This is a genomic window from Blastococcus sp. SYSU D00922 (genome assembly GCF_054050495.1).
On record NZ_JBJGZL010000003.1, the window covers coordinates 365329 to 391865 of the forward strand.

The following is a 26537-nucleotide window of genomic DNA, read 5'->3' on the forward strand; positions in this document are numbered from 1 at the left end:
GTTGCCCTTCCTGTCGACCACTCCGGTCGGACAGGACGATGCCTGATGGCACTCGGGGCGGGAACGGACGCTGTGTACCCCGTTCCAGGCACACCGGCGGGGCGGAACCGCGATCCGGCGCCCGCCGGCAGCTCAGCGGGTGATCGTCGACGCGTGGTCGTGCTGCCCGGAGGCCAGCCGCTCGCGCTGCGGGACGACGACGTACTTCGGGTCCTTCGTGCTCGCGATGCCGGCCTTGAAGACGCCGAAGCGGGTCAGCAGCGAACCGACCGCCAAGACCGCTCCTGACGCAACCGCTCCCCACCTCCGACGCCCGGTGAGGAGGGTGAGCCCGAGGCCGACCGCGGTGAGCCTCGTGGAGGCTTGCATGAGCTTGCCCGAGCGTCCCTCGTGGAAGGGCTCGGCGAGGATGCCCGGGTCGTTCTCCATCCGATACCCGACGACCAACTTCACGGCGGCTCCAGCAGCGGCCATCTTCCGCGCCGGCCCGGCCTCATCCACCGGCGTGAAGGCCATGCAGATGCCGCCCCCCGCCGCCATCGCCGACCCACCGAAGACGTAGGGCAGCTCCTTGTGGAACGCGTGCCACGTCGGCACGGCGGTGTTGGCCAGCAGCACCCCGGTGTAGGTCGCCAGCGGCCCGCCGAAGATGGCGGCCACCACGCCCCCGAACCGCTTCAGCCGAGGGAACCAGCCCAGCAGCTCCACGGCCGCCGTCGCCCCGGCCGCCGCGCTGAACGGCGACAGGATGTAGGTGCCCACCGACAGCGGCGACGTCGGCTTGAACACCCGCAGCATGTGCAGGAACCGCTCCGGCCGGCCCAGGTCGTGCACCAGGGCGACCACCGACAGGATCGACCCCGCGCCGGCGGTGTACCGCGCGACGCGCGTCAGCTTCGGACGGTCGGTCAGGTCGGAGAGCGCGCCGAGGATCGCCGACGACCCGGCCGCACCACCCAGGAACAGGTACAGCGGCACGTCCGGCGACTTCCACACCGGCGTCTTGACGATCTGCCGGCCGTAGTATGAGGTGAACTCGACGTCGTCGACCATCGACACCTCGCCGCGGCCGCGCCCGCCGCCGCGCCGGCGCCGCTTGTGCGTCCGCTGCGTCGCCGGGCCGCGGTCGGCCTGCCGCCAGCCGTGATCCGGGCTGGTGATGCCGCCGGTCATGTCACCTCTTCCGCGAACCCAGGACCGCCGTCACGGCGACCCCGATCATCATCAGGGCCGCCTTGCCCGCCGCCTGCCACATGGCCGGCAGGTCGCGGGTGGTGACGATCGGGTCCGGCGGCAGCCCGTAGACCTCCGGCTCGTCGAGCAGCAGGAAGAACGCCCCCGCTCCCCCGACGCCGTCCTCCTCGTCGCGCCCGTAGAGCCGCGCCGTCTCCACGCCCTGCGACTTGAGCGTCGCCAGCCGCGCGTCCGCGCGGGCCTGCAGCTCGTCGAGGTCGCCGAACTGGATCGACTGCGTGGGGCAGGCGGTCGCGCACGCGGGCTGCAGCCCGTCGGTCAGCCGGTCGTAGCACATCGTGCACTTGAAGACCCGGCCGTCGCCCTTGCGCTGGTCGATGACGCCGTAGGGGCAGGAGGCCACGCAGTAGCCGCAGCCGTTGCAGATGTCGCCCTGGACGACGACCGTCCCGAACTCCGTCCGGAACAGCGCCCCGGTCGGGCAGACGTCGAGGCACCCGGCGTGCGTGCAGTGCTTGCAGACGTCGGAGCTCATCAACCAGCGGACCTGCTTGTCGGCCCCGGTCTGCCCCGTCTGCGGGTCGAACTCCGAGAGGGCCTCCGCGTTCAGCACGCTCTGCTGGGCGTTCGCCAGGCTGACGTCGCTGCCCGACTCCGCGGGTGACGGGCCGATGTCCTGCCGGTCGTCACCGGGCCGGCCGAACGTCGGCATCGGCAGGTCGACGGTGCGCGACTGCTCGATGAACGCGACGTGCCGCCACGAGTTGGCACCCAGCTGCCCGGTGTTGTCGAACGACATCCCCGACAGCCCCAGGGTGTCCCGCACGCCGTGCGAGTCGTCCATCGGCAGCGTGTTCCACTCCTTGCACGCCACCTCGCAGGCCTTGCAGCCGATGCAGACCGAGGTGTCGGTGAAGAAGCCGACCCGCTTCGGGTGCTCCTCGACGTAGCCGGCCTGCTCGGACACGTCCGGCACCGGGCCGTACAGCCGGTTCCCCGGGTCGCGGCCGGTGAAGGCCGCACTCGCCGAGCTGATGGTCGTCACAGGTTCGAGCCCTCCCCGGCGTCGGCGGCGACGGGGTCGCGGCCGTTCACGCCGACCCTGCCCGAGTCCACGCCGGCCCGCCGCCGGTAGGACTCGACGAACTCGAGCAGCTCGGGCCCGCGCGGACGCCGGCCGGGCACGATGTCGCAGGAGCTCACCTTCGACTCCTGGATGTGCGTGTTCGGGTCCATCACGATCCCGAGCAGGTCGTTGGCCGCGTCTCCGGTCGAGATGCCCGCGTAGGACCAGTGGTACGGCATGCCGATCTGGTGCACGACGGTGCCGTCGCGCAGCCTGATCGGCCGCACCCGCTCGGTCACCAGCACCTTGGCCTCCACCGCGGTGCGGGCGCTGACCAGCGTCGCGTACTCGTTGTTCCGCAGGCCGCGCAGCGCCGCCAGCTCCGGGCTGACCTCGACGAAGAACTCCGGCTGGAGCTCGGCGAGGTAGGGCAGGGTGCGGCTCATCCCGCCGGCCGTGTGGTGCTCGGTCAGCCGGTAGGTCGTCACCTGGAACGGGAAGACGTCGCTGCGGCTCGGGTTCGCCCGGTTCCACGGGCCCTCGATCTTCTCGACGGTCGGGTTGGCCTGCTGCTTGTAGAGACCGTTCTCGACCACCGACTCGAGCGGCTCGTAGTGCGTCGGCAGCGGCCCGTCCACCACGCCGGCGGGCGCGAACAGCCACGCCTTGCCGTCGCCCTGCATGACGAACGGGTCGTTGCCGGCCAGCGCGTCCTGCGCCTTCGCGCCCTCCGGGGGCACGTAGTCCGGCCGCTTGTTCTTCTCGAAGTCGGGGATGTCGAGACCGGTCCACTCACCGGCGGCCTCGTCCCACCAAACGTACTTCTTCCGCTCGCTCCACGGCTTGCCGTCCGGATCGGCCGAGGCGCGGTTGTAGAGCATCCGGCGGTTGAGGGGCCACGCCCAGCCCCACTCGGAGGCGACCGGGCCCTGCTCCTTGCCGGGCTTGCGCCGCCGCGCCTGGTTGACCTCGTCGGCGTAGACGCCGCAGTAGATCCAGCAGCCGCCCGTCGTCGAGCCGTCGTCCTTCATCTGCATGTACGACGACAGCACGGTGCCGTCGGGGCCGGTGCCGTTGATCTCGCGCAGCACCGCCTCGGCCGACGGGTCCTGCGTCTCGCCGTGCACCGGGTAGTCCCACGTCAGGTCGAGCAGCGGCCGGTCGCGCGGGTCGTCCGAGTCCTTCAGCCGCTCGCGGAGGATCCGGCCGAGGTGGAAGTAGAACCACAGGTCGCTGCGGGCGTCGTCCGGCGGCTCGACCGCCTTGTCCCGCCACTGCAGCACCCGCTGGGTCTGGGTGAAGGTGCCGTCCTTCTCCACGTGCGTCGCCGCCGGCATGAAGAAGACCTCGGTGCCGATCGTCTCCGGGGCGAGCTCCCCGGTCTCGTGCTCCGGGCCCTCCTTCCAGAAGGTCGCCGACTCGATCATCTGCAGGTCGCGGACCACCAGCCAGTCGAGGTTGGCCAGCCCGAACCGGTTCATCCGGCTGTTCGGGTGGCCGACGCCCGGGTTCTCGCCGACGAGGAAGTAGCCCGACACCTCGCCGCGGATCATCGCCGCGATCGTCTGGTACGAGCTGTGGTCGCCGTCGATCTTGGGCAGGTAGTCGAAGCAGAAGTCGTTCTCCGCCGTCGCGGCGTCGCCCCACCAGGCCTTGAGCAGGCTGACCATGTACGACTTCTTGTTGCCCCAGAAGCCGGCCTTGCCGGCGGCGTCGGCCACGTACTGCTCGAGGCTCTGGTGCTGCAGGGCGTGCGGCATCGGCAGGTAGCCGGGCAGCAGGTTGAACAGCGTCGGGACGTCGGTCGAGCCCTGGATGCTGGCGTGCCCGCGCAGCGCCATGATGCCGCCGCCCGGACGGCCGATGTTGCCGAGCAGCGTCTGCAGGATCGAGCAGGTGCGGATGTACTGCGCGCCGACGCTGTGCTGCGTCCAGCCCACCGAGTACACCCACGCCGTCGTCCGGTCGCGGTTGCTGTTCTCGGTCACCCACCGGGCGACCTGCTCGAACACCTCCGGCTCGATGCCGCAGACCTCGGACACCATCTCCGGGGTGTAGCGGGCGTAGTGCCGCTTGAGGATCTGGAACACCGAGCGCGGGTGCTGGAGCGTCTCGTCGCGCTTCGGCTTGGCTGGGATCGGCGGGCCGCCGCTGCCGGCCGCCTGGGCCCGGTCGGACTTCTTCACGTCCGGGTGCTGCTCGGAGCGCTCCTGCTTCGCGGCCTCGGCCGGCTGGTCGGACCCCGAGTGCGCCGGCTCCTCCGGCTCGTACTGCCAGCTCGCCTCGTCATAGGTCCGGTTCTCCGGGTCGAAGCCGGAGAACAGGCCGTCGAGGTCCTCGCTGTCGACGTACTCCTCGCCGACGAGCGCCGCCGCGTTCGTGTAGGCGGCCACGTACTCCGTGAAGTAGAGCTCGTTGGTCAGGACGTAGTTGATCAGCCCGCCGAGGAACGCGATGTCGGTGCCGATGCGCAGCGGCACGTGCAGGTCGGCGATCGCGCTGGTCCGCGTGAACCGCGGGTCGATGTGCACGATCTTGGCGCCGCGCGCCTTGGCCTCACCGACCCACTGGAAGCCCACCGGGTGGCACTCGGCCATGTTCGAACCCTCGATGACGATGCAGTCGGAGTTCGCCAGGTCTTCCAGGAAGTTGGTTGCGCCACCACGGCCGAACGAGGCACCCAGACCGGGCACCGTGGCGGAGTGCTATATGCGCGCCTGGTTCTCGATCTGGATGGCTCCCAGCGCGCTGTAGAGCTTCTTCATGAGGTAGTTCTCCTCGTTGTCGAGGGTCGCCCCTCCGAGGCTCGCTATCCCCATGGTCCGGTTGACCCGGCGCCGGTCGTCGGCCGATCCGGCGGTCTCCTGCCAGCCCTTGCGCCGGGCCTCCAGGACGCGGTCGGCGATCATCTCCATCGCCGTGTCGAGGTCCAGGTCCTCCCAGTCCGTCCCGAACGGACGGCGGTACTTGACCGTGGTGACCCGGGTCGGGCTGGTGACCAGCTGCTTGCTCGCGCTGCCCTTGGGGCACAGCCGGCCGCGGTTGATCGGGGAGTCGGGGTTGCCCTCGATCTGGACGATCTTCTCGTCCTTCACGTAGACGTTCTGCGAGCAGCCGACGGCGCAGTACGGGCAGACGCTCTTCACGACGCGGTCGGCGGTCGCGGTGCGCGACACCGTCGCCTCGGTGCCCTTGCTGCGGGCGGCCTTGCCCCGACCGAACGGGTCGGGGCCGGTGAGCTGCCGGTACACCGGCCAGCTGTCGAGCCAGGTCTTCACTCCCGGAACTCTGCCACCCGAAACCCGGTACGGCACGACGGAGTTCCGAGCGTGTTCCGCACGAGCGGCTCGCGGTCAGGCGGAGAGCAGTTCCTCGCCGTGCTGGTTGCGCGCGCCGCAGGCGCGGCAGCGCTCGTACACGCGGATCGCCGGCTGCCAGCGGGGGTTGAGCCGGGCCAGGCCCTCGCGGAGCTCCTCGGCCTGGACGACGACGACGTCCTCGCTGCGGCACAGGCCGCACGGACGGGTGGCGGCTGCCCGCTCGGTGCGCTTCCAGGTCACGACCCGAGGTTCGCACCGGCTGCGGCCGTCGCCGCGCAGCGACGCACGGTGACGATCACCGCAGTCCCAGGCGTCGCAGCGGCCACCTGGGCTCAGACGCGCTGCCCGTCCTCGGTCCGGTGCTTGGCGCCGCAGTCGCGGCAGAGATCGTGGGTGCGCGGCGCCGGGTCGAACCGCGGGTTGATCCACGCGCTGCCCCGGCGGACCGCCTCCGAGCGCCGGGCGACGACGTTGCGGCTGCCGCAGATGCCGCAGGGCTCGGTGCTCGGGCCGAGGTCGGTCGCCCGCCGCTGCCGCACCTCCACAGGCGTCATCCTGGCGGCGAACGGTGTCCGCCAGGTAGCCCCACGTGCACGACGAACCGCACTTTCCCGTTCCTCGTCGAACGAGCCGGTGGTCGACCGGACCGGTCAGTACCGTCCGGCAGATGGCGAGGGTGCCCGGCCGGCCCGGCTTCTTCCGCAGGCTGCCGCTCCCGAGCCGCAGGGAGGGTCTCGTCGTCCTCGTCCTCCTGCTCGTGACGGCCGCCGCCGTCGGGGCGTCGGCCTGGTACGCGAGCACCCGCCAGCCGCCCGCCTACCAACCCCGGGAGGACGCCGCTGCGTCCCCCACCTCTCGCGCACCCAGCCCGTCCGCCGCCCCGGCGACGAGCGCCCCCACGACGAGCGCCCCGCCCGTCCTCGCCGTCTACGGCGACTGGTTCGTCGCCGGCACCGACCGGGGCGGGCTGGGGGACGCCGGCTGGCAGGCGGTCCTCAGCGGCCGGGTGGGTGCCCGGCTGGCGACGCCGCACGCGGCGACCGACGCCGGGTACACCGCCGCGTCGGCCGGCACCGGGGACACCTTCGCGACGCTCGCGGAGAACGCGCCCGAACCCGACGCCGACGTCACGATCGTCTTCGGGGGCCGCAACGACTACCGCGCGCCCCCGGACGAGATCACCGCCGCTGCCGGGCGCACCTTCGACGCGATCCGGACCGCGGCCCCGGGTACCCGGCTCCTGGTGATCGGCCCCGCCTGGACCGGGGCGGACGTCCCACCGGAACTGCTCCCCGTGCGCGACGCCGTCCAGCGTGCGGCGGAGCCTGCGGGCGCCACGTTCGTCGATCCGCTCGCCGAGGGGTGGTTCGCCGACGGGACGGGTCTGGTCGCCGACGACCTCATCAGCCCGACCGATGCCGGTCACCGCTACCTCGCCGACCGCATCGAGCAGGTCGTCCGCCGCCTCCTCGCCGAGTCCCCCTGAGACCCGCCGCGGAAGAATTGCTACAGCTATCGCTGCCGCGTGCCGATCACCGGTCCGAGTGACAGGAGATCCCTCCTGTCCACGGAAGTGACAGGAGTGGCCGGTGGCCGGCAGGTCGGTGCTCGCGATCGGGGCACACCCCGACGACGTCGAGCTCGGCTGCGGCGGCACCCTGCTCGCCCACACCAGCGCGGGCGACACCGTGACCATGCTCGTCGTCACCGGCGGCGAGAACGGCCCGGGTGTCAGCCAGCGCCGTGACGAGCAGACCGCCGCGGCGAGCGCGCTCGGCGCCCGGCTGCGCTGGGGTGGCTTCCGCGACTGCACCCTCGCCCCCGACGCCGCGACCGTCCGGGTGATCGAGGAGGCCCTCGAGGAGACGAAGGCCGACCTGGTCTACGTGCACGCCCCCGACGACAGCCACCAGGACCACCGCGCCGTCTCGGCCGCCACGCTGTCGGCCGCCCGCCGGCACCCCCGCGTCCTGCACTACCAGAGCCCCTCCACCCTGGCCTTCAACCCGACCGTCTTCGTCGACGTCACCAGCCACCTCACCGGCAAGCTCGCCGCCCTCCGGGCGCACGCCTCGCAGGTCGAGCTGTCGGCGATGGTCGAGCCCGACGCCGTCGTCGCCTCCGCCCGCCACTGGGGCGCCCAGGCCCGCATCGGGTTCGCCGAGGCGTTCGTCCCGACCCGCATGGTGCTCGACCTCGCCCCGGTCCCCCGCAGCTCGGTCCCGACCCGGCGCACCGACCGGACCCGGCGCGCCGACCGCCCCGCCAAGGTGCCCGCCCCGCGCCGCACCGCCGCTGCCCGATGACCACCGCGCTCGAGCCCACCGCCACCGCGCACGCCGGCCGTCCCGACGGCCGGCGTCTCGTGCTGTTCCTCTACGTCGCCCTGCTCGCCGTCACGATCTGGGCGTTCGGCGCCGACCCCGTGCTCGGCTGGATCTCCGGCGCGCTGAACATGGTCTTCGCCGTCTACTTCTTCCGGCACCTGGCCTTCGCGGTCAGCGCCGCCCGCTGGGCCGGCACCGACCTCCTCGCCCCCGACGTCGACCTCGACGGCTACACCCCGTCGGTCGCCGTCCTCGTGGGCTGCAAGAACGAGGAACTCGTCGTCGACGCCATGATGACCGCCCTCCTCGGCATGCACTACCCGCCCGACAGGCTGACGCTCGTCGTCGTCGACGACGGCTCGGACGACGCCACCGGCGCCATCCTCGACGCCCGCGCGGCGGTCGAGCCGCGGCTGCGCGTGCTGCACCGGCCGCCGAACGCCGGCGGCGGCAAGTCCGGCGCGCTCAACGAGGCGCTCGCGACGGTGGACGCCGAGATCGTCCTGGTCTTCGACGCCGACCACGAGCCCGAGCCCAACGCCCTCCTCCGGTTGGTCCGCCACTTCCGCGACCCCCAGGTCGGGGCCGTCATGGGCCGCTGCGTCATCCGCAACGGCGAGGAGTCGACGATGGCCACCACGGTCTTCGTCGACTTCCTCTCCGGCTACCTGGTCAACGAGTACGGCCGCCAGGCGCTGTTCGAGCTGCCCGCCTACGGCGGCGCCAACTGCGCCGTGCGCATGTCGACGCTGCGAGCGCTGGGTGGCTGGAACCCCGAGACGGTCACCGAGGACACCGACCTCACCCTGCGCGTGCTGCTCTCGGGCCAGCGCGTGCGCTACGACGTGTCGGCCATCGACTACGAGGAAGCCGTCGTCACCGCCCGCCGCTTCTGGACGCAGCGCTACCGCTGGGCCCGCGGCCACCAGAAGTGCTTCCGCGACTACGTCGGCCCGACGATCCGCTCGACGCACCTCTCGCTGGTCGAGAAGTGCGAGTCGGTCCTCTTCCTGCTCAGCTACCACGTGCCGGTGCTCAGCGGCCTCGGCGTGCTGCTCGCCGTCCTGCGCGCCTTCGACATCGGGAACGAGCCGGCCGTCGGCATCCTGCCGCTGTCGATGCTGCTGTTCGTCGGCCCGCTCGCCGAGCTCACCGTCGGCCTGCTGGTCGGCCGGGTCGAGCGGCGCGCCGCCTGGAGCCTGCTCGGCTTCATCCCGGCGTTCGCGCTCTCGATCTGGATCACCACGCGCGCCTACCTCGACGGCATGCTCGGCCGGCAGTACTCGTGGGTGAAGACCTCGCGCACCGGCGCCACCTCGACCGTCGCGGCGGCCGCGCGATGACCGCGTCCGCGCAGCGCCGCTGGGTCGTCGTGGTCGAGCTCCTCGTCGCCGTCGCCATCTGCCTGGCCGGCTACTTCTGGGCGTCCACCTGGTTCCGCGAGCAGGAGGGCGCGCTCGCCGTCCTCGTCCTGCACCTGTTCGGCGTCGACGAGGTCTCGTCGATCATGCCGGGGCACATCCTCATGTTCCGCGGCGACGGCGAGGTGCTCGACGGCGTCGTCACCACCTCCTGCTCCTCGCTGCTGACGGTCATGGGGCTGACCGCCCTCAACGTCGCCGTCATGCGCTCCCGGCGCGGGCACGCGCTGCTCGGCCTGCTCGCCGCCGTCGTCGCCGTGGTCATCGCCAACAACGTCCGGCTCACGCTCTCGGCGCTCGCCGGGCTCTGGTGGGGCGCCCCCGCCATGACCCTCTTCCACGACTGGATCGGGACCCTCTGGGCCCTCGCCACGACCCTCGGAGGCTTCCTCGTCATGGTCGCCGTCACGCTGCCGGCTGCCGAGCGCGCCGAGCAGGACGTCGCCGGCCGGCACACCGCCCGCCGCCCGAGCAGCTGGGCCCGCCCCGGCCTCGGCTACCGCGCCATGCAGCCGGTCGACCCGGCCCGCTCCGGCTGGTCGCTCGCCGGGTTCATGCACCGCCGCGTCCTCCCCCGCGCCCTCTCCCGCCGCATGGCCGCCAAGCGCGAGGCCGGCCGCATCGACTACCGCATCGGCCACCAGCCGCGCGACGAGCGGATCGCCACCATCCAGCGCCTGGTCGACGACGGCCTCGGCGCGCACACCGCCTCGCTGCTCGCCGTCGCCACCTACGAGGACGACGTCGAGGTCATCGACGCCCTCGCCGAGGCCGTCGCGGCCCGGCAGTGGGAGCCGGTCACCAACGACCGCATCGCCGCGCTCCGGCTGTGGGCCCGTGGCTGGCTCCTCGGCCGGCGCACGGCCGAACCCGTCGCCCCGGTCGAGGACGACGAGACGGACGTCGTCGCGATCGCCGCGGGGATGCCGCCGGTCCCCGCCGCGCGTGCCCCCCGGCGCCCCCAGCCCCGCTCCTTCGCCCGACCCACTCCCGAGGACCTCTCATGACCGCCGTCCCGCAGCTGCCGGTCCCCCGTCCCCCGGCGGACCTCCCGCCGTCCCCCGCCGGCGACGGCGCCGTGCTCGTCACCGGCGCCGGAGGGCCCGCGGGGATCGCGGTGATCCGCCGGCTGGTCGCCCTGGGCCACCGCGTGGTCGCCGCCGACGCGGACGGCTCCGCGGCCGGCGCCTACCTCGCCTCCCGCTCGGTCACCCTGCCCCGCGGCGACCACCCCCGCTTCGTCGACGCCGTCCTGGGTGCCGCCGCGGCCTTCGGCGTCGACGCCCTCGTCAGCACCGTGGCCGAGGAGCTGCCCGCGCTCGCGGTCGGCGCGCACCGGCTGGCCGACGCCGGCGTGGGCACCTGGCTGCCCGACCCGGCCGCCGTCGAGCTCTGCTGCGACAAGGCCGCCTTCGCCCGGCGCATGGCGTGGGCGGGCATCCCCCACCCCGCCACCGCGTCGAGCATCACCAGCCTGTCCGAGGTGCCCGGCCCGTGGGTGGTCAAGCCGCGTACCGGCCGGGGCAGCCGCGGGGTGCAGCTCCTCGACACCCCCACCGCCGTCGCGGCCGCCCTGGTCGCCGACCCGGAGCTGATCGCGCAGACCCGCCTCGGTGGGCGTGAGTTCACCGCCGACGCGCTCGTCGACCGCTCCGGCGACGTGCTCACCGTCGTCCCCCGCTGGCGGACCGAGACCAAGGCCGGCATCTCGGTGAAGGGCGAGACCTTCGCCTCCGAGCCGGTCACCGAGCTGGTGCGCGCGGCGCTGACCGCCGTCGACCTCACCGGCCCGGCCAACGTGCAGGGCTTCGTCGCCGACGACGGCAGCGCCGCGGTCGTGGAGATCAACCCGCGCTTCTCCGGGGGCCTGCCGCTGACGCTCGCGGCCGGTGCCGACGTGGTGAGCGCCTACCTCGCCGGCGTCCGCGACCCGGAGGCACCGCTGCCGCAGCTGTGGTTCACCCCCGGGATCCGGATGAGCCGGTTCTTCGCCGAGACCTACACCGACGCGCACGGTCTGCCGGTCGCCGACCCGTGCGCCGCGGCGGTCCTCGCATGAGCCGCACCCGGCACGTGCTGGTCCCCTTCGGCACCCGCCCGGAGGTGGTCAAGCTCGCCCCTGTGGTCGCCGCGATGCTCGCGGCCGGCCACCGGGTCACGACCGTCGACACCGGCCAGCACACCGACCCGGCGCTCGCCTCCTCGCTGCAGGAGGCCCTCGGGCTGGTCCCGACGCACCGCTACCGGCTGCCCACCGAGCAGCCGGCGCGCACGGGTGCCCTCCACGCCGACGCGGCCGACGCCGTGCAGCGGTTCGCCCCCGACCTCGTGCTCGCCCTGGGCGACACGAACACCGTGCCCGCGTACGCGCTGGCCGCCCGCGGCGCCGGCGTCCCGTTCGCGCACGTCGAGGCCGGGCTGCGCAGCCTGAACATGCGCAGCGTCGAGGAGGTCAACCGGCGGGTGGCCGCGGCCGCCGCGCAGCTGCACTTCGCACCCACCCGCCGGGCGGCCGCCTTCCTCGCCGCCGAGGGCGTCGACCCCGAGCGGGTCTTCGTCGTCGGCAACCCCGTCGTCGACACCCTCGTCGCCCGGGGGGTCGCCCCCACGCCGGTCGACGAGCGCGACGGCGTGCTGGTCACCGCCCACCGCCCGACCAACGTCGACGACCCGGCGCGCCTGGCCCGGCTGGTCGCCGTCGTCCGCTCGCTGGCCGAGCAGGTCGGCGCGGTCACCTTCCCGGTGCACCCGCGCACCGCCGCCCGCCTGTCGGCGACCGGCCTCGACCGCGAGCTGGACCACCCCGCGGTCACGCTCACCGGCCCGCTGGACTACGACAAGCTGCTCGTCACCCTCGCCTCCTCGCGCCTGGCGGTCACCGACTCCGGCGGCATCCAGGAGGAGGCCGCCTACCTGGGCGTGCCGGTCGTCGTCCTGCGCTCGTCCACCCCGCGCTGGGAGGGCGTCGAGGCCGGCACCACCACGCTCGCCGGCCTGGCCGACGACGCCGCGGGCGCCGAGGTGCTCACCGCCGCCCTGGCCCACGCCTCCCCCGCCGGGCAGGAGCGCGCGGCGTCGGCACCGTGCCCCTACGGCGACGGCACCACCGGCGCGCAGGTCGCCGCGATCCTGGCCGAGGAGCGCACCGACAGCCTCCTGGCCCTCACCGAGCCGGACTTCACCGACGGGCGCCTCCCGTGGTGATCTACCGGCCGTTCGGCGTGGTCGTCGACCTCGACGACACCCTGTACCCGCAGGCCGACTACCTCGCCGGCGCGGCCGCCGCGGTCGGTGCCGCGGCCTCCGACCTCGGCCTGGACGGCGTCGCGGTGCACGCCGCCCTGGCCGCCGAGCTCGCCGCCGGCTCCGACGCCGGCGGCACGATCGACCGGGCGCTGCTGGCCACCGGCGTGCCCGCCGACGAGCTGCCGGCCCTGCTGCCGCCGCTCGTCGCCGCCTTCACCGAGCACGCCCCGGCCCGGCTGGCTCCTTACCCGGGGGTGGAGACGGCGCTGCGGGCGCTCGCGGCCGTCGTCCCGCTGGCCTGCCTCACCGACGGCAACCCGGCGATCCAGGAGGCCAAGCTCGCCGCCACCGGGCTGGGCCACCTGCTGCCGGTGGTCGTCATCACCGACACCCTCGGCGGCCGGGAGGCCCGCAAGCCGCACCCTGCCGGGCTGCTCGCCGTCGCGGACCGGCTGCGCGTGCCCGCCGACCGGCTCCTGGTCATCGGCGACCGGCCCGGCAAGGACGTCGCCGTCGCCGCCGCCGTCGGCGCCCGCGCGATCCGGATCCGCCAGGGCGAGTACGCCGACGCCCCCGACCTGCCGACCCCGTGGGCGGTCGCCGGTTCCTTCCCCGAGGCCGCGGCGATCGCGCTCGGCGCGCTCGGGATGCCACCCGACCGGGTGAATCCGCTCCAGGAACCGCGCCGACCTGCCGACGACGTCCTGACGGCACCTGCACCGTCGCTGCCTCGAGGAAGTGTGCGATGAACGCCAGCCCGACCCCCCGCGCCACCGCGCGGCCGCGCCGCCGGCTGACCCGGTTCGCGCTGGTCGCCGTCCTGATGACGCTGTTCGTCTCGGCCGTCCCCGGTACCGCGTCGGCCGCGGGGATCGTCCCGCTGGCGGAGTGCTACGCGCAGAACAGCAACGGCACCTTCACCGTCGTCCTGGGCTACAACAGCCCGTACAGCTCGACGCGCACCATCGCCCGCGGCTGGAACAACTACGCGACGCCGTCGACGTACACCAGCCAGCTGCCGACCACCTTCAAGCCCGGCCTGCAGCGCGGCGCCGCCAAGCTCACGGTCACGCAGACCGACCTCTACAGCGGGAACGTCAGCTGGTACCTGGACGGCAACACGCTCAACACGTGGAACGCCGGCAGCATCCCGGTCTGCACCTCGGCCCAGCTGCCCGCGTACGCCAACGGCGCCGCGCTGGTCGTGCTGCTGCTGGCCGCCGGCGCGGTCGGCGTGCTGGTCGTCCGCCGCGTCCGCCGCGTCACCGCCGAGCGGGCCGGACCGCTCGCCGTCTGATCGGGGAGGCGTGCGTCCAGCCGCCTCCCTGGGGAGGTCGCGCTGCCCTCTAGGGTGCGACGAGTGCGCTCGCTGGGGGTTCTGCGGATCGGCCTGCTCGCTGCCGTCGGCGTCCTCGGGGCCGTGCTGGTCGTGCTCTCCACCCGCCGGTACGGGCTGAGCCTCAGCCCCGACTCCATGTACTACCTCGCCGGGGCTCGGGGCATCGCCGGAGGGGACGGCGTGGTCGGGCTCGACGGAGAGCCGATGTCGCTCTACCCGCCCGGGCTGCCTCTCGTCCTGGCCCTGCCGGCCGCACTGGGCGTCGCCCAGGGCGCGGCCCTCGGCCTGAACGCCACGCTGCTGGGCGCGACCGCCTTCGGCGTGGGCCTGTTCCTGGCCCGTCGCATCCGCTTCCCGCTGGCGGCCGGCGCTGCCGTGGTGGTCGCCACCTCCACGCAGCTGCTCGGGCTGCACACGTGGCTCTGGTCGGAGCCGCTGTACACCGCCCTGTCCCTCGCCTACCTGGCCGTCCTGGTCCGTGCCGCCGGCACGGCGGAGCGCTCCTGGAGGACGCCCGTCCTCGCCGGCCTCGTCGCGGCGGCGGCCACGCTGACCCGCTACACCGGTGTCTCCCTGATCCCGGTGGGCGCGCTGGTGCTGGTCCTCCGGCCCGGGACGTGGCGCCGGCGCATCCGGGACCTGCTGGTCTTCGGCGTCGCCTGGGCCGGTCCGGTCGGCGCATGGCTCGCCAGGAACGCCGCCACCACCGGCCATCTCGCCGGCGAACGCGCCTCGAACCAGCTGACCCCCGTGCAGGTCGCGATCGACGCTGTGCGGGGCATCCAGGCCTGGGTGGTGCCGGAGTCGGTGCGGGTGGACGCCCAGGACCTCGCGCTGCTGGTCTACGCCGTGGCGGCCGTCGGGGTCCTCGTCGCCGCCCTGCGACGGCTCCCGGCGCGGGACGACCCCCGGGTGCACGTCCTCGCGATCGCCGGCGGCTATGCGGTGCTGGCCGCTCTCGTCATCTACTGCATGACCGTCACCAGCAACGTCGACCGGCTCGACGCCAGGCTGCTCGTCCCGCTGTTCCCGGCGGCCCTCGTCGCGTTCGCGGCCGCTCTCGATATCGCGATGGACAACCTGCCCCGGCTCGTGGGTGCGGCCGTCGCCGGTGCCGCCGGGCTGGCCTTCGCGCTCAACGTCGCCTACTCCCTGCCGGCCCTGCTGGAGGCCCGCGGAGGCGGCTTCAACGCGATGAACTCACCGGAGCGAGCCACGCCCGAGGCGCGCCGGCTGGTGGAGGCCGTCCCGGCCGACGCCACCCTGGTGACCAACCAACCGTGGCTGGCGGCGCACCTGACCGACGGTCGGCCCGCGGTGGAGAGCCCCCGCGCCCACTACTACGCCTCCACCGAGGTTCCCGACGACCTGGCGGACCTCGCGGCGACGCTCGACGGAGAGCCGGTCTACCTGGTGTGGTTCGACGCCTGGGACGACTACCACGTGCCGCCGGCCGATCTCGCCGCCGCGTTCGACCTCCAGCCGCTCCAGACCACCGGAGCCGGCACCGTCTTCACCGGGGCCGGCTGATCGCTGCGTCGCGAGCGCCCGCCGCGCCGGCTCGCAGCCCCGCGGTCAGGGACGCTCGTCGAGCTCCAGCTCGAGGCCGAGGACGGCGGAGGCGCCGACCGCGAGCAGCCAGAACCCGACGGTGAAGCACTTGCGAACCGCATCGACGTGGTGGTGTTCCGCGCGCCAACTGCTCGTCATGGCTCCCTCTCTCGTCGTAGGCAACGAAAGCTAGCGACGGAGCCGGCGACGAGCACCACGGATGTGACGGGCGGGACGACTGGGACCCGATCGTCAGGGATCCGTTATCTGCGGGCCCTCAGGGTGCCGATGACTGGTGGCCGGCCCGCGTCAGCGGCGGCGCGGCGGGAGCAGCGGCTCGTGCGGGCCCGGGCGGTCCCACGTGCACGTGAAGGCGCCGCGCACGTAGTGCTCGGTGTCGCCCTCGACGGGGACGTGGACCACGCGTCCGGCGCCGCCGCAGCGGCAGAGGACGACGCGGTCGGCGTCGCGCTGAACCCGGTCCAACACCTCGGCGTCACCGATCACGGGCCGAAGCTTCCGGTCCCAGGGGGTGACGGGCAAGCACCTCGAAGATGAACAATCGGTGAACCGACGCCGGTCGGGTGACACGGTGTCGGCGAGGTCACGCGGAGCCCGTGACGGCGCTCACCGGCGGGGGCGCATCGCCCTCAGCGCGAGCACCCCGGCGACCAGCGACACGACCAGCATCGCGCCCGCGACGACGCTCGTCGCCGTCCCGCCGATCCAGAACAGCGACGCCGCGATCCCGATGACGAGCACCAGCTCGACGATCACGACCGCCGCGAGGAGGACGACCAGCAGCTTGCCCACGCGGCGCAGGGTGCCACACGGCCCGGCCCCCGAGGGGCCTTGTGGGCCACGATGGCCCGGCCGGCCGTCCCCCGTCCGGGTGACAGATCGGTAACGACGCTGCAGCAGGCGGCACGAGATCCCGATCAGACCCTGTGACCACCGCCCCCGTCCTGGGGCAGCCAGGGCCTGCGCTCCCGGTCGCGTCCCGCAGCGGACGCACCGGGGTGCTCGCCGTCCCCGTGGCCGTGGTCGCCGTCGCCGCCGTCGTGGGCGGCCTGCTCGCCGTCCCCTCCGCCCTGGGTCTCGTCGTCGCCGGCGCCGGTCTGGCCGTGCTCGTCGGGTTCCAGGCGGTGCTGTGGACGCGCCAGCGCCGGCTCACCGGAGCGCTGCAGCGCAGCCAGTCCTCGTTCCGGATCCTGGTGAAGGGCAGCGTCGACCCCGTCGTCATCCTCGACGACCGGCTGCGCATCACCTTCGCCTCCCAGGGCATCGCCGACCTGCTCGGCGTCGACCCCGCCACCGTCACCGGCCTGCCGGTGGCCACCTGCGTCCACCCCGACGACCGCTCCGAGCTCACCGGCGCCCTGGCCGCCGGACGCATGCGGCCCGACGAGCACGCCGTCCGCACCGCGCGGGTCCGGCACGCCGACGGCCGCTGGCGGCTGATCCAGGCCACCGTCCGCGACCTGCGCACCGACCCCGAGGTCGGTGCGCTCGTCCTGTACTGCCGCGACGTCAGCTCCCGCGGGCCGGCGGCCGGCGTCGACCTCGACCTGCAGGAGTTCTCGCTCACCGACCCGGTCACCGGCCTGCCGAACCGGGCGGCCCTGGTCCGCCGCCTGGGCGCCGTCCAGCGGGACGCCGTCGGCCACCCGTACGCCCTCGCGCTGGTCCGCATCAGCGGCTTGGACTCCGAGGTCCTCGCGCCCAACGTCGAGAGCGCCGTCCTGCGCTCGCTGACCGCCCGGCTCACCCGCGCCCTGCGCGGGCACGACTGGCTGGCCCGCGGCAAGGACGGCGACTTCGTCGTCCTCGTCGACGGCGGCATCGCCGACGCCGAGACCGTCGCCACCCGGCTCGTCGAGGCCGTCGGGCCGGTCCAGATCCCGGGCGGCTCGCTCCGGCTCACCGCCGTCGCCGGCGTCACCGCACTGTTCACCGACGTCGACACCGGCGAGGCCCTGCGCCGCGGCGAGCTCGCCCTGCGCAGCGCCCGCACCGCCGGCGCGGGCGCCGTCCACCGCTACGACGACGCCCTGCGCGTCGAGGAGGACCGGCGGGCCGCCCTGCGCGCCGACCTCGACGGCGCCCTGGACCGCGGCGAGCTGCGGCTGGTCTTCCAGCCCGTCGTCGACGTCGTCATGCACCGCACCGTCTCGGTCGAGGCCCTGCTGCGCTGGCGGCACCCCGTCTTCGGCGACGTCTCCCCCACCGAGTTCGTCCCGCTGGCCGAGGAGTCCCCGCTCATCACCGACCTCGGCCGGTGGGTGCTGCGGGAGGCCTGCACCACGATCGCCCACCTCGACGAGGACCTCGCGGTCGCCGTCAACGTCAGCGCCCGGCAGGTCCGCAGCGGTGAGCTCGTCCCCGACGTCCTCGCCGCCCTGGAGGACAGCGGTCTGCCCTCGTCGCGGCTCATCGTCGAGATCACCGAGTCGGTGCTGCTCGACGACTCGCACGTTATCGAGGACCTCACCGTCCTGCGCCAGCTCGGCGTCCGCGTCGCCGTCGACGACTTCGGCACCGGCTGGTCGTCGCTGGCCTACCTCGTCGGCATGCCGGTCGACGTGCTCAAGATGGACCAGTACTTCCTGGCCAACGTCGAGCACGACCCCGCCCGCCGCGCCATGTGCCGGGCCGTGCTCGACCTGGGCAGCAGCCTGGGCCTGCCGGTCATCGTCGAGGGCGTCACCGACGAGGCCGTGCTCACGCTGCTGCGCGACATGGGCCACCGCTACCTGCAGGGCTACGTGTTCGCCCGCCCGCTCGAGGCCGAGCAGCTCGCCGCCGGCGCGTGGGCCGTCCCCGACCCCGTCCCGGCGGCGACCCCGTGATCGGCCTGCGGGAGCTTCCCCGCAGCGTCCGCTGGACCGTGCCGCTCGGCCTCCTCGGCCTGGCGGTCACCGTGCCGTTCAGCGCCCCCGACGGCACCGGCATGCAGTGGGACGAGCTCGTCCTCGGCGCCGTGGCCGCCAGCTCGGCGTGGACGCTGTTCCGGATCACCCGCGGCATGGACCGCACCGCCGGCCGCCCCTGGCGGATCGTCGGCGGGGCCGCGCTGCTGTTCATGACGGCCCAGTGGCTCGCCGCCGCCTTCCCGGGCCCGGAGCTCGACGGCTTCGGCTTCGACGACGTCTTCCTCTTCGCCGGCGCGGTCTCGCCGCTGCTGGTGTGCGGCCTGCTCGCCCGCCGGGTCAGCCGCACCCGCTGGCCGGCGCTGGTCGTCGACGGGCTCACGATCACCGTCGCGCTGCTGGTCGTCACCGAGGTGCTGCGCACCCCGATCGTCAACCCCGCGAACGCCCCGGACGACCTGCGCTCGCTCGTGCTCATGTACGGCGCCTACGCCGCCGTCATGCTCGGCGGCGCCGGCGCGCTGTGCACCGTCTCCACCGCGGCACTGCGCCGCTCGGTCAGCGTCATGATCGGCGCCGTCGGCTGGCAGGCCACCGGCGGCGTCGCCGAGGCCATGGCGATCCTCGACCCGTCGGCCGTGTGGACGGCGACGTCGGACGTCGCCGTCGCCATGGGCCTGCAGACCGTCGTCATCGCGGCGAGCTTCGCCCCGAAGCGCTTCGCCGACCACACCGAGCGCGCCGCGGCCCCGGTCGTCAGCCCCCTGGGCATGGCGCTGGTCGTCGGCGCGCTGCTGGCCCTGCCCGTCGCCATCGGCCTGATGGAGTGGCGGGACCACTCGCACTCCACCGCCGCCGAGCTGGGGATCGCCGTCGTCCTCACCCTGATGGCCCTCCGCCTGGTCCTGCGCATGCGCGAGGACGGGCGGATGACCGAGGACCTCGTCCGCAGCGAGGAGGACTTCCGCGAGCTGATCGAGGCCAGCTCCGACGGCATCGCGATCATGGACGCCGAGTTCCGGCTGCTGTTCACCTCGCCGGCTGCTCGCAGCCTGCTCGGGCTGCGCGCCGACGGCGAGGACGAGGTGTCGCTGCTCGACCTCGTCGACCCGGCCGACCGGGACACCGTGTTCGCGGCGACCGTCGAGGTGCCCGCCGGCGAGGGCGCTCCGCTGCACTTCCGCGTGCTGCCGGCCGACGGCTCCGCCCGGGAGCTGGAGGCCACCTCCACCGAGCGGCCGGGCAGCGGCCGCCGCGTGCTGTACCTGCGCGACGTCACCAAGCGCCGCCGCCGCGAGCGCGAGCTCGAGCGCATGGCCTACACCGACCACCTCACCGCCCTGCCCAACCGCGCCATGCTGTTCCGCGAGCTGGCCGCGGGCTCGGAGGAGGAGCGCTGCCTGCTGGTGCTCGACCTCGACGGGTTCAAGGCGGTCAACGACGTCGCCGGGCACGAGGCCGGCGACCAGCTGCTGGTCGAGGTGGCCCGCCGCCTGCACACCGTCGTCCGCGACGACGACCTGGTCGCCCGCCTCGGCGGCGACGAGTTCGCCGTCCTGGTGACCGGCTCGCTCCCCGAGGCGGAGGAGGTGGCCCAGCGCGTCGTGGACGCCCTCGGCCTGCCGCACCGCACCGCCGACGGGACCTTCGCCGTGGGTGCCAGCGTCGGTGTCGCCGAGCTCGGCGCCGCCGGTGGCCAGGTCGCCTTCCGCGAGGCCGACGCCGCGCTGCGCGCCGCGAAGCAGGCCGGCAAGGGGTGCGTCCGCGTCGCCGGCGACGACGCCCCGGCGCCCGGCGTCGAGAGCGAGCCGGACTTCCAGGACGTCGTCGCCGAGGGCCTGTTCAGCGTGCGCATGGACGCCGCCGTCTCCCGCGACGGCCGCATCGAGTTCGTCCACGCCGTCCCGATGTGGAGCCACCCGGTGCACGGCAGCGTCCGCGGCCTCGAGCTGTGGGGCTTCGCCGAGCGCCAGGGCCGCGCCGCGGAGCTGCAGACCTGGTTGCTGCACGAGGCCACCCGCATGGCTGCGCAGCTGCCCGACGACCGGGTCGGCGTCGCCGTGAGCCTCCCGGCCGGCTTCGTGACGGCGGAGGGGCTGGCGGCCGATGTCGCCGGGGCGCTGCGTGCCTCCGCGCTGCCGGCCGAGCGCCTGACGCTGTCGTTCACCGAGGAGACGCTGCTGGCCGGCACCGCGGCCTTCGTGCCCGAGCTCGAGGCGGCGCGGGCCACGGGCGTGAAGCTGTGCCTGGACAACTACGGCATGGGCCACAGCCTGTTCGCGCTGCTCGCCCGGCTGCAGCTGGACCTGGTCCGGGTGGACGTCGCCGCGCTGGCCGCCCGCGACGACACCGACCGCGCCCTGCAGGTGCTGGCCGCGATCCTGCGGACCAACGGCGGCTTCGGCATCACCACCATCGCCGGCGGCGTGAGCAGCCCGGAGCTGCGCGACGCCGTCCTCGCCGCGGGCGCGACGCTGCTCAACGGCCGGCTCCACCCGCACGACCTGGACGCCGACGAGCTCGCCGCCCTGGTCGCCGTCCCCGCGGTCTGACCCCCATGCCCAGCTTTCTGTACAGAAAGCGCACTCGGGGTTTCCCCCCATTTCGGCCGCCGGAGCCCCCCAGACGGGCGCAAACGCCTTGGGAACTGTCTCCGCCACCGCGAATACTGGCGCCGTGACGAGCCCGGAACTGCACTTCCTGGGCCACTCGACGGTCCGGGTCGAGCTGGCCGGGCGCACCGTGCTCACCGATCCCCTGCTCGCCACCACCGTCGGCCTCCTCCGCCGCGTCGTCCCCCTGCCGGAACCGTCGACCTGGGCCGGCGTCGACGTCGTGCTGATCAGCCACCTGCACGGCGACCACCTGCACATCCCGTCCCTGCGCACGGTCGGGCCGCGCACCCGCATCGTCGTCCCCCGCGGCGCCGCCGCCTGGCTGCGCGGCCGGGGCTTCCCCAACGTCGACGAGCTCTCGGCCGGGGAGGCGATCTCGGACGGCGACCTGCGGATCACCGCCGTCCGGGCCGAGCACAGCGGTCACCGCTGGGGCCCGCGGTCCACGCACGGACCGGACACCGAGGCGATCGGCTTCCTGCTCGAGGGCGGCGGGTCGACCGTGTACGTCAGCGGCGACACCGGCCTCTACGACGGCATGGAAGTGATCGGCGAGCGGGCAGTCGACGTCGCCCTGCTGCCGGTCTGGGGCTGGGGCCCCACCCTCGGGCCCGGTCACCTCGACCCGGTCACCGCCGCGGACGCCGTGCGCCTCATCCGGCCGACGTTCGCCGTCCCGGTGCACTGGGGGACGCTCACCCTGGCCGGAATGGCGTCGGTCCCCTCCCCGTTGCGGGCTCGTATGCGGCGGTTGCTGGTCGATCCGCCGCGCGCCTTCGCCACCGAGGTCGCCGCGCGCGGCCTGGCCACCCGCGTCGCCGTGACCGAGCCCGGGTCAGCGGTCGACCTCTCCGAGGCGGCAGCGGCGTGAACCTCGACCTGCTCACCTCCGCCTGGGACGGCCACGACGCCGTCGGGTACCCCCTGCTGTTCGGGCTGGTCCTGCTCGGCTCGATCGTCCCGGTCGTACCCACCGGCCTGGTCGTCGGCACCGCGGCCGCCTTCGCGATGACCACCGACACCCTCGGGCTGGCCGTCGTCCTCGCCGTCGCCACCCTCGCCGCGCTGGCCGGTGACCTGACCACGTTCGCGATCTGCCGCTTCGGCGGGCCGTCGGCCGTCCGCTGGGTCACCCGCGGCCAGCACGTCGAGCGGATCGACGAGGTGCGCGAGCAGTTCCGGGCGCACGGCTGGCAGATCATCGTGGCCGGTCGGCTGCTGCCCGCCGGGCGCATCCCCGTCCTTGTCGCGGCCGGCGCGCTCGCCTACCCGTGGCGGCGGCTGGTGCCCGCGTCCCTGCTCGCCGCCTTCCTGTGGGCGCTGGCCTACGCGCTGCTCGGCGTGGTCAGCGGCGGCATCTTCGACTCCCCGCTGATCGCCATGCTCGTCGCCACCGTCCTCGTCCTCGCGGTCGGCGCGGTCGCGAACCTGGTCAGCGCCCGCCGGCGCCGGTCGGTGCCCACCGCCCCCGAGCCGGAGCACTGCGAGTCCTCATGAGCACCGCCCCTCCGCACGGCCGGCTGCTGCGCACCGGCCGCACGCTCGCCCGCGTCGTCATCACGTGGGCCGCCGTCACCGGTGCGCTCGTGGTGCTCAGCCACCGGGTCCACGGCTTCGAGCTGCCGTCGTGGTGGCAGGCGCCGGTGATGGCGCTGCTGCTCGGCCTGCTCTCGGCGCTGGCCTGGCCGCTGGTCATGCGCGTGGCCCTGCCGATCGCGTTCTTCACCCTCGGCCTCGGGAGCTTCCTGCTGTTCGGGGCGCTGGTGCTCGCCGTCTCCTTCGCCATCCCGGGCGTGGTCGTGGCGGGGCTGCGCGAGGCGGTGGTCGTGGCGGTGGTGCTCGCCGCGGTGTCCGGCCTGGTCAGCAGCCTGCTCGCCGTCGACGAGGACGAGATCTTCTTCCGCCGGGCCCGCCGCCGGGCACCGGCCGCCGCCGCGGACGCCGACCGGCCGCCGGGCGTGCTCTTCCTCCAGATCGACGCGCTCGCCTACGACACCGCCCGCCGCGCGGTCCGCGACGGCTGGATGCCCAACCTCGCCGCGTGGATCCGCTCGGGCAGCCACACCATGACGTCCTGGCACACCGACTGGAGCTCGCAGACCGGCGCCTCGGTCAGCGGCATCCTGCACGGCTCCAACCACGACATCCTCGGCTTCCGCTGGTACGAGAAGGACCGCGACCACATCACCCGCGTCTCGCACCCCGCAGACGCCGTCGAGGTGGAGCGGCGGCACTCCGACGGGCGCGGGCTGCTCGCCCCGGACGGCGCCGGCCGCGGCAACCTGTTCACCGGCGACGCCGCCCACGTCAGCCTCACCATGAGCTCGCTGTCGCACGTCGTGCCGGCCCGCGCGCGGCGGACCCGGCGCACCCGCGACCGCGTCGGCTCGGGCTACTACGCCTACTTCGCCAGCCCGGTGAACGCGCTGCGCACCCTCGGCGTCTCCGCCGTCGACATCGTCCGGGAGCTGGCCGCGGCGGCCCGCGAGCGGCGCGACGACGTCCGGCCCCGCGTCTCCCGCGGCGGCATCTACCCGCTGGCCCGCCCCGGGGTCACGGTCATCTCCCGCGACGTCGTCGTCTTCGCGCTGCTCGAGGACATGCTGGCCGGGCGCCCGGTCGTCTACTCCGACTTCCTGGGCTACGACGAGGCGGCGCACCACGGCGGGCTGGAGCGGGCCGACAGCCTGGCGGTGCTGCGCAGCATCGACCAGCAGCTCGGCCGGCTGCACCGGGCCGCCACGCTGGCGCCGCGGGAGTACCACCTCGTCGTCCTCTCCGACCACGGGCAGACCCAGGGCTGGGCCTTCGCCGACCGGTTCGGGGAGACGGTCGAGGAGCTGGTCGGCCGGCTCTGCGGGTTCCCGGGGACGGCGCCGACCACGGGCACCCGGGACAGCCGGCGCCCGGTCGAGGGCTGGCAGGTGACCACCGCCCTGAGCGAGAGCGGCGGGCCCATCGCGCGGCGGCTGCGCGAGCGGGTGGAGCGGGCCGGAGCGGTCCGTCACGACCACGCCGTCGAGCCGGGGCTGACCGGCGAGGTGCCCCGCGTGGCGCCCGGCGTCGTCTGCGTGGTCTCCGGCCACCAGGCGATGGTGTCGTTCCCCGACATCCCGGGGCGGGTCTCGCTGGAGGAGATCGAGCAGCACTGGCCCGGCCTGCTCCCCGGCCTGGTCGACCACGACGGCGTCGGCTTCCTGCTGGTCCACTCGGAGGAGTTCGGCCCGGTGGTGCTCGGCCGCGACGGGCTGCACCGGCTGGCCTCCGGCGTCGTCATCGGCACCGACCCGCTGCTGCCCTACGGCGAGCACGCCGCGGCCCTGGTGGCCCGCGTCTCGTCGTTCCCCCACTGCGCCGACGTCGTCATCAACAGCCGGTACGACCCCGACACCGACGAGGCGTCGCCGTTCGAGCCGCACGTCGGCTCCCACGGCGGCCTCGGCGGCCCGCAGCAGCACGCGCTGCTGGCCTACCCGAAGGCGTGGACGGCGCCCGGCGAGGTCGTCGGGGCCGAGCACCTGCACCGCGTGCTGCGCGGCTGGCTCACCGACCTCGGCCACCCGGAGCCGACGGGCGAGGGCGCCGCGGTCGGCGAGCAGAGCGTGACGGCCCTGAGCCGAGTGGCGCCTGCCGTCTAGCGCGGTTCGGCGGCACCCGGCGCCTGGCGACGGGCACGCGCGTGCCCGCTGTCGGCTCGCTCCGGCATCGCGCCCGTGTCCGCCAGCTCACGGGCCACGTCGACCAGCTTGCGGTTCATCTCCTGGGACACCCGCGCCAGCACGCCGAAGGCCTGCTCGGCGCTCAGCCGGAAGCGCTCCATGAGGATGCCCTTCGCCTGGCCGATGAGGTCGCGGTTGTCGATGCCGGCCCGCAGGTGGTGCTCGTGCTCGGCGCCGGCGAGCGCGATCGCGGCGTGGCTGGCGAGCACGTGCCCGATCTCCTCGCTCTCCCGGTCGAAGGCGTGCGGGCGCCGCGAGTAGAGGTTCATGGCGCCCATCTGGTTGCCGACCACGAAGAGCTGGAAGCACAGCATGCTGCCGACCCCGCGGCGGGCCGCCTCCTGCGCGAACTCCGGCCAGCGTTCCTCGCCCGCGACGTCGTCGACCCGCACCACCTCCTCGTCCCAGACGGCGTCCAGGCACGGCCCCTGCCCGACGCGCTCCTGGAGGAGGTCCACCTCGCGGGACAGCTCGCCGGTGGAGGCCCTCGGTTCGATCTTCCGGCGGCCGATCACGTAGCTGATGCTGCAGTCCTCGGCCCCCGGCACAATGGTGACCGCGGCCGCGGTGATGGCCTGGAGGGTCGCCTCGATGTCGCCGTGGTCCTCCTGCAGCTGACGCGCCACGCGGCTCATCGCCTCGCCGAGACGGTGACGGGGGTCCGCTCCCGTCTCCCCCGGCTCCCGGGTGCTCGTCGTCATGGCGGAACAGTACGACCGCGCGCGCGTGCTGACGACCGCTCCGGCCTGCGCCTAGACTCGCACCCGGCCGCCTCCGGGCGGCCTTTCCCGGGTCAGGCAGCGGCCCGGCGGACGGGTGCCTCCGGGCACTGCTCCGGGACCAGGCGCACGCCCGGTCGGCCGGACCCGACAGGCCGGACCAGCCCATGAGCACCGACGAGAAGTCCACCCTCCCGCTCGATGCGCGTGACGCCTTCGAGGAGCTCGGGCGGCTCACCTTCACCGACACCTCGCTCGACGCCATGCTGCAGCGCATCGCGGAGCTGGCCAAGCAGGTCATCCCCGGGGTCACCGAGGCGTCGGTCAGCCTCGTGATCAGGGACAAGGCCACCACCCCGGCCTTCACCGGCCAGCTGGCACGAGACCTCGACGAGTCGCAGTACGACCGGGGGTACGGCCCGTGCCTGGAGGCCGCCCTCGGCGAGGAGATCCGCGAGATCTCCGACGCCCGCCAGGAGGAGCGGTGGCCGGAGTACGCGGCGGTGTGCGTGGAGAAGGGCGCGCTGAGCTCCCTGTCCGTGCCGGTCCCCGTGCGCGAGACCGTGCAAGGAGCCCTGAACCTGTACGCCGCCGATGCGTACGCCTACGACGAGGAAGCGCGTGAGGTGGCCCGGGCGTTCGCGTCCTACGCGGCCGTGGCGATCCACAACGTGCACCTGTACGAGTCGGCCCGTGATCTGGCCACCAACCTCGACGTCGCGATGCGGACGCGGGCTGTCATCGAGCAGGCCAAGGGCATCCTGATGGCCCAGCGGCGCTGCGACGCGACGACGGCCTTCGACCTGCTCGCGGCCGCGTCGCAGCGGTCGAACCGCAAGCTGCGCGACATCGCCCAGGCGATCGTCGACGGCGTGGCCGGCGACCCGACGCAGAACTAGGGCCGGGCCTGGTCGCCGGCCGGCGCTCAGCCCTCGCGGCGGCCGCGGGCGGCGTCGAGCGCCACCCCGAGGGCCACACCGAGCGCGAGCCCCACGCCGATGTTGTCGAAGGCGGTCAGGCCGAGCACGGTGCCCAGGCCGAGCCCGATCGCGAGCCCGGTGCCCTGGAGCCACCCGTCCTCCTCCGGCGAGGCGGGCTGCTGCTCGGTGGGCTGCGGCTCGGGCACGTCGCGGACCGTAGCGAACCGGAA

24 protein-coding genes and 1 pseudogene are annotated in these 26537 nt (G+C 74.2%); 15 read left to right on the forward strand and 10 right to left on the reverse strand.

Annotation, left to right across the window (positions count from 1 at the left end):
- Nucleotides 1-132: 132 nt before the first annotated feature.
- From nrfD to ACI78T_RS06770, 5 genes and pseudogenes are all read right to left on the reverse strand, one after another.
- Nucleotides 133-1173: an NrfD/PsrC family molybdoenzyme membrane anchor subunit gene (nrfD, locus tag ACI78T_RS06750; protein WP_456557311.1), complete on the reverse strand. Its 1041-nt coding sequence runs from the start codon at nucleotides 1171-1173 to the stop codon at nucleotides 133-135.
- Between the two features lies 1 nt (nucleotide 1174).
- Nucleotides 1175-2239, reverse strand: a complete 1065-nt coding sequence (locus ACI78T_RS06755; RefSeq protein ID WP_456557312.1) for a 4Fe-4S dicluster domain-containing protein — start codon at nucleotides 2237-2239, stop codon at nucleotides 1175-1177.
- Nucleotides 2236-5538, reverse strand: a pseudogene (fdh, locus tag ACI78T_RS06760) (formate dehydrogenase). The gene ACI78T_RS06755 and the pseudogene fdh overlap by 4 nt, the downstream one beginning before the upstream one ends.
- A 75-nt stretch (nucleotides 5539-5613) precedes the next feature.
- Nucleotides 5614-5820, reverse strand: a complete 207-nt coding sequence (locus ACI78T_RS06765) for a hypothetical protein (RefSeq protein WP_456557313.1) — start codon at nucleotides 5818-5820, stop codon at nucleotides 5614-5616.
- A gap of 92 nt (nucleotides 5821-5912) precedes the next feature.
- Nucleotides 5913-6125: a hypothetical protein gene (locus ACI78T_RS06770; RefSeq protein WP_456557314.1), complete on the reverse strand. Its 213-nt coding sequence runs from the start codon at nucleotides 6123-6125 to the stop codon at nucleotides 5913-5915.
- Nucleotides 6126-6247: 122 nt separating this feature from the next.
- Between ACI78T_RS06770 and ACI78T_RS06775 the strand changes: the two genes are divergently transcribed.
- The 9 genes from ACI78T_RS06775 (at nucleotide 6248) to ACI78T_RS06815 (ending at nucleotide 15443) form a co-directional block, all read left to right on the forward strand.
- Nucleotides 6248-7066 (forward strand): SGNH/GDSL hydrolase family protein, encoded by an 819-nt coding sequence (locus ACI78T_RS06775; protein WP_456557315.1) that lies wholly within the window; start codon nucleotides 6248-6250, stop codon nucleotides 7064-7066.
- A 103-nt stretch (nucleotides 7067-7169) separates the two neighbouring features.
- Entirely contained in the window at nucleotides 7170-7886 is a 717-nt protein-coding gene (locus ACI78T_RS06780; RefSeq protein WP_456557316.1) for a PIG-L deacetylase family protein, read from the forward strand.
- On the forward strand, nucleotides 7883-9250 hold the full coding sequence (locus ACI78T_RS06785; RefSeq protein ID WP_456557317.1) for a glycosyltransferase: 1368 nt from the start codon (nucleotides 7883-7885) through the stop codon (nucleotides 9248-9250). The genes ACI78T_RS06780 and ACI78T_RS06785 overlap by 4 nt, the downstream gene beginning before the upstream one ends.
- Entirely contained in the window at nucleotides 9247-10335 is a 1089-nt protein-coding gene (locus tag ACI78T_RS06790) for an exosortase/archaeosortase family protein (RefSeq protein WP_456557318.1), read from the forward strand. The genes ACI78T_RS06785 and ACI78T_RS06790 overlap by 4 nt, the downstream gene beginning before the upstream one ends.
- A complete protein-coding gene (locus ACI78T_RS06795; RefSeq protein ID WP_456557319.1) occupies nucleotides 10332-11387 on the forward strand; it encodes an ATP-grasp domain-containing protein in 1056 nt (351 codons plus the stop codon). The genes ACI78T_RS06790 and ACI78T_RS06795 overlap by 4 nt, the downstream gene beginning before the upstream one ends.
- A complete protein-coding gene (gene wecB, locus ACI78T_RS06800) occupies nucleotides 11384-12532 on the forward strand; it encodes a non-hydrolyzing UDP-N-acetylglucosamine 2-epimerase (protein WP_456557320.1) in 1149 nt (382 codons plus the stop codon). The genes ACI78T_RS06795 and wecB overlap by 4 nt, the downstream gene beginning before the upstream one ends.
- Nucleotides 12529-13323, forward strand: coding sequence for an HAD family hydrolase (locus ACI78T_RS06805; RefSeq protein WP_456557321.1), 795 nt, complete (start codon nucleotides 12529-12531; stop codon nucleotides 13321-13323). Before wecB ends, ACI78T_RS06805 begins: the two co-directional genes overlap by 4 nt.
- Nucleotides 13320-13871, forward strand: a complete 552-nt coding sequence (locus ACI78T_RS06810; RefSeq protein ID WP_456557322.1) for a hypothetical protein — start codon at nucleotides 13320-13322, stop codon at nucleotides 13869-13871. Before ACI78T_RS06805 ends, ACI78T_RS06810 begins: the two co-directional genes overlap by 4 nt.
- Nucleotides 13872-13934: 63 nt before the next feature.
- Nucleotides 13935-15443: a hypothetical protein gene (locus ACI78T_RS06815; protein WP_456557323.1), complete on the forward strand. Its 1509-nt coding sequence runs from the start codon at nucleotides 13935-13937 to the stop codon at nucleotides 15441-15443.
- Nucleotides 15444-15488: 45 nt separating this feature from the next.
- On the opposite strand, the gene ACI78T_RS06820 is transcribed toward ACI78T_RS06815, so the two are convergent.
- From ACI78T_RS06820 to ACI78T_RS06830, 3 genes are all read right to left on the reverse strand, one after another.
- On the reverse strand, nucleotides 15489-15623 hold the full coding sequence (locus tag ACI78T_RS06820; RefSeq protein WP_456557324.1) for a hypothetical protein: 135 nt from the start codon (nucleotides 15621-15623) through the stop codon (nucleotides 15489-15491).
- Nucleotides 15624-15773: 150 nt separating this feature from the next.
- Nucleotides 15774-15971, reverse strand: coding sequence for a hypothetical protein (locus ACI78T_RS06825; RefSeq protein ID WP_456557325.1), 198 nt, complete (start codon nucleotides 15969-15971; stop codon nucleotides 15774-15776).
- Nucleotides 15972-16091: 120 nt separating this feature from the next.
- Nucleotides 16092-16277: a hypothetical protein gene (locus tag ACI78T_RS06830; protein WP_456557326.1), complete on the reverse strand. Its 186-nt coding sequence runs from the start codon at nucleotides 16275-16277 to the stop codon at nucleotides 16092-16094.
- A 134-nt stretch (nucleotides 16278-16411) separates the two neighbouring features.
- Between ACI78T_RS06830 and ACI78T_RS06835 the strand changes: the two genes are divergently transcribed.
- The 5 genes from ACI78T_RS06835 to ACI78T_RS06855 all read left to right on the forward strand — a co-directional run bounded on the left by ACI78T_RS06835 (nucleotide 16412) and on the right by ACI78T_RS06855 (nucleotide 24587).
- Nucleotides 16412-18313: a putative bifunctional diguanylate cyclase/phosphodiesterase gene (locus tag ACI78T_RS06835; RefSeq protein WP_456557327.1), complete on the forward strand. Its 1902-nt coding sequence runs from the start codon at nucleotides 16412-16414 to the stop codon at nucleotides 18311-18313.
- The gene (locus ACI78T_RS06840; RefSeq protein WP_456557328.1) at nucleotides 18274-20886 is read left to right on the forward strand and encodes a diguanylate cyclase domain-containing protein; all 2613 of its coding nucleotides are present in this window, start codon (nucleotides 18274-18276) and stop codon (nucleotides 20884-20886) included. Before ACI78T_RS06835 ends, ACI78T_RS06840 begins: the two co-directional genes overlap by 40 nt.
- A 124-nt stretch (nucleotides 20887-21010) precedes the next feature.
- Nucleotides 21011-21820 carry an MBL fold metallo-hydrolase gene (locus tag ACI78T_RS06845; RefSeq protein WP_456557329.1) on the forward strand — a complete coding sequence of 270 codons (810 nt, stop codon included), beginning with the start codon at nucleotides 21011-21013 and terminating at the stop codon, nucleotides 21818-21820.
- The gene (locus ACI78T_RS06850) at nucleotides 21817-22446 is read left to right on the forward strand and encodes a DedA family protein (RefSeq protein ID WP_456557330.1); all 630 of its coding nucleotides are present in this window, start codon (nucleotides 21817-21819) and stop codon (nucleotides 22444-22446) included. The genes ACI78T_RS06845 and ACI78T_RS06850 overlap by 4 nt, the downstream gene beginning before the upstream one ends.
- Nucleotides 22443-24587 carry a phage holin family protein gene (locus tag ACI78T_RS06855; RefSeq protein ID WP_456557331.1) on the forward strand — a complete coding sequence of 715 codons (2145 nt, stop codon included), beginning with the start codon at nucleotides 22443-22445 and terminating at the stop codon, nucleotides 24585-24587. Before ACI78T_RS06850 ends, ACI78T_RS06855 begins: the two co-directional genes overlap by 4 nt.
- Here the strand turns inward: ACI78T_RS06855 and ACI78T_RS06860 are convergent.
- Complete coding sequence (locus tag ACI78T_RS06860) at nucleotides 24584-25369, reverse strand: GAF and ANTAR domain-containing protein (protein ID WP_456557332.1); 786 nt, start codon at nucleotides 25367-25369, stop codon at nucleotides 24584-24586. The two genes, ACI78T_RS06855 and ACI78T_RS06860, sit on opposite strands and share 4 nt — an antisense overlap.
- A 185-nt stretch (nucleotides 25370-25554) precedes the next feature.
- Here ACI78T_RS06860 and ACI78T_RS06865 point away from each other — a divergent pair, with 185 nt between their 5' ends.
- Nucleotides 25555-26286, forward strand: a complete 732-nt coding sequence (locus ACI78T_RS06865) for a GAF and ANTAR domain-containing protein (protein WP_456557333.1) — start codon at nucleotides 25555-25557, stop codon at nucleotides 26284-26286.
- Nucleotides 26287-26312: 26 nt separating this feature from the next.
- On the opposite strand, the gene ACI78T_RS06870 is transcribed toward ACI78T_RS06865, so the two are convergent.
- Entirely contained in the window at nucleotides 26313-26513 is a 201-nt protein-coding gene (locus ACI78T_RS06870; protein ID WP_456557334.1) for a hypothetical protein, read from the reverse strand.
- Nucleotides 26514-26537: the final 24 nt, after the last annotated feature.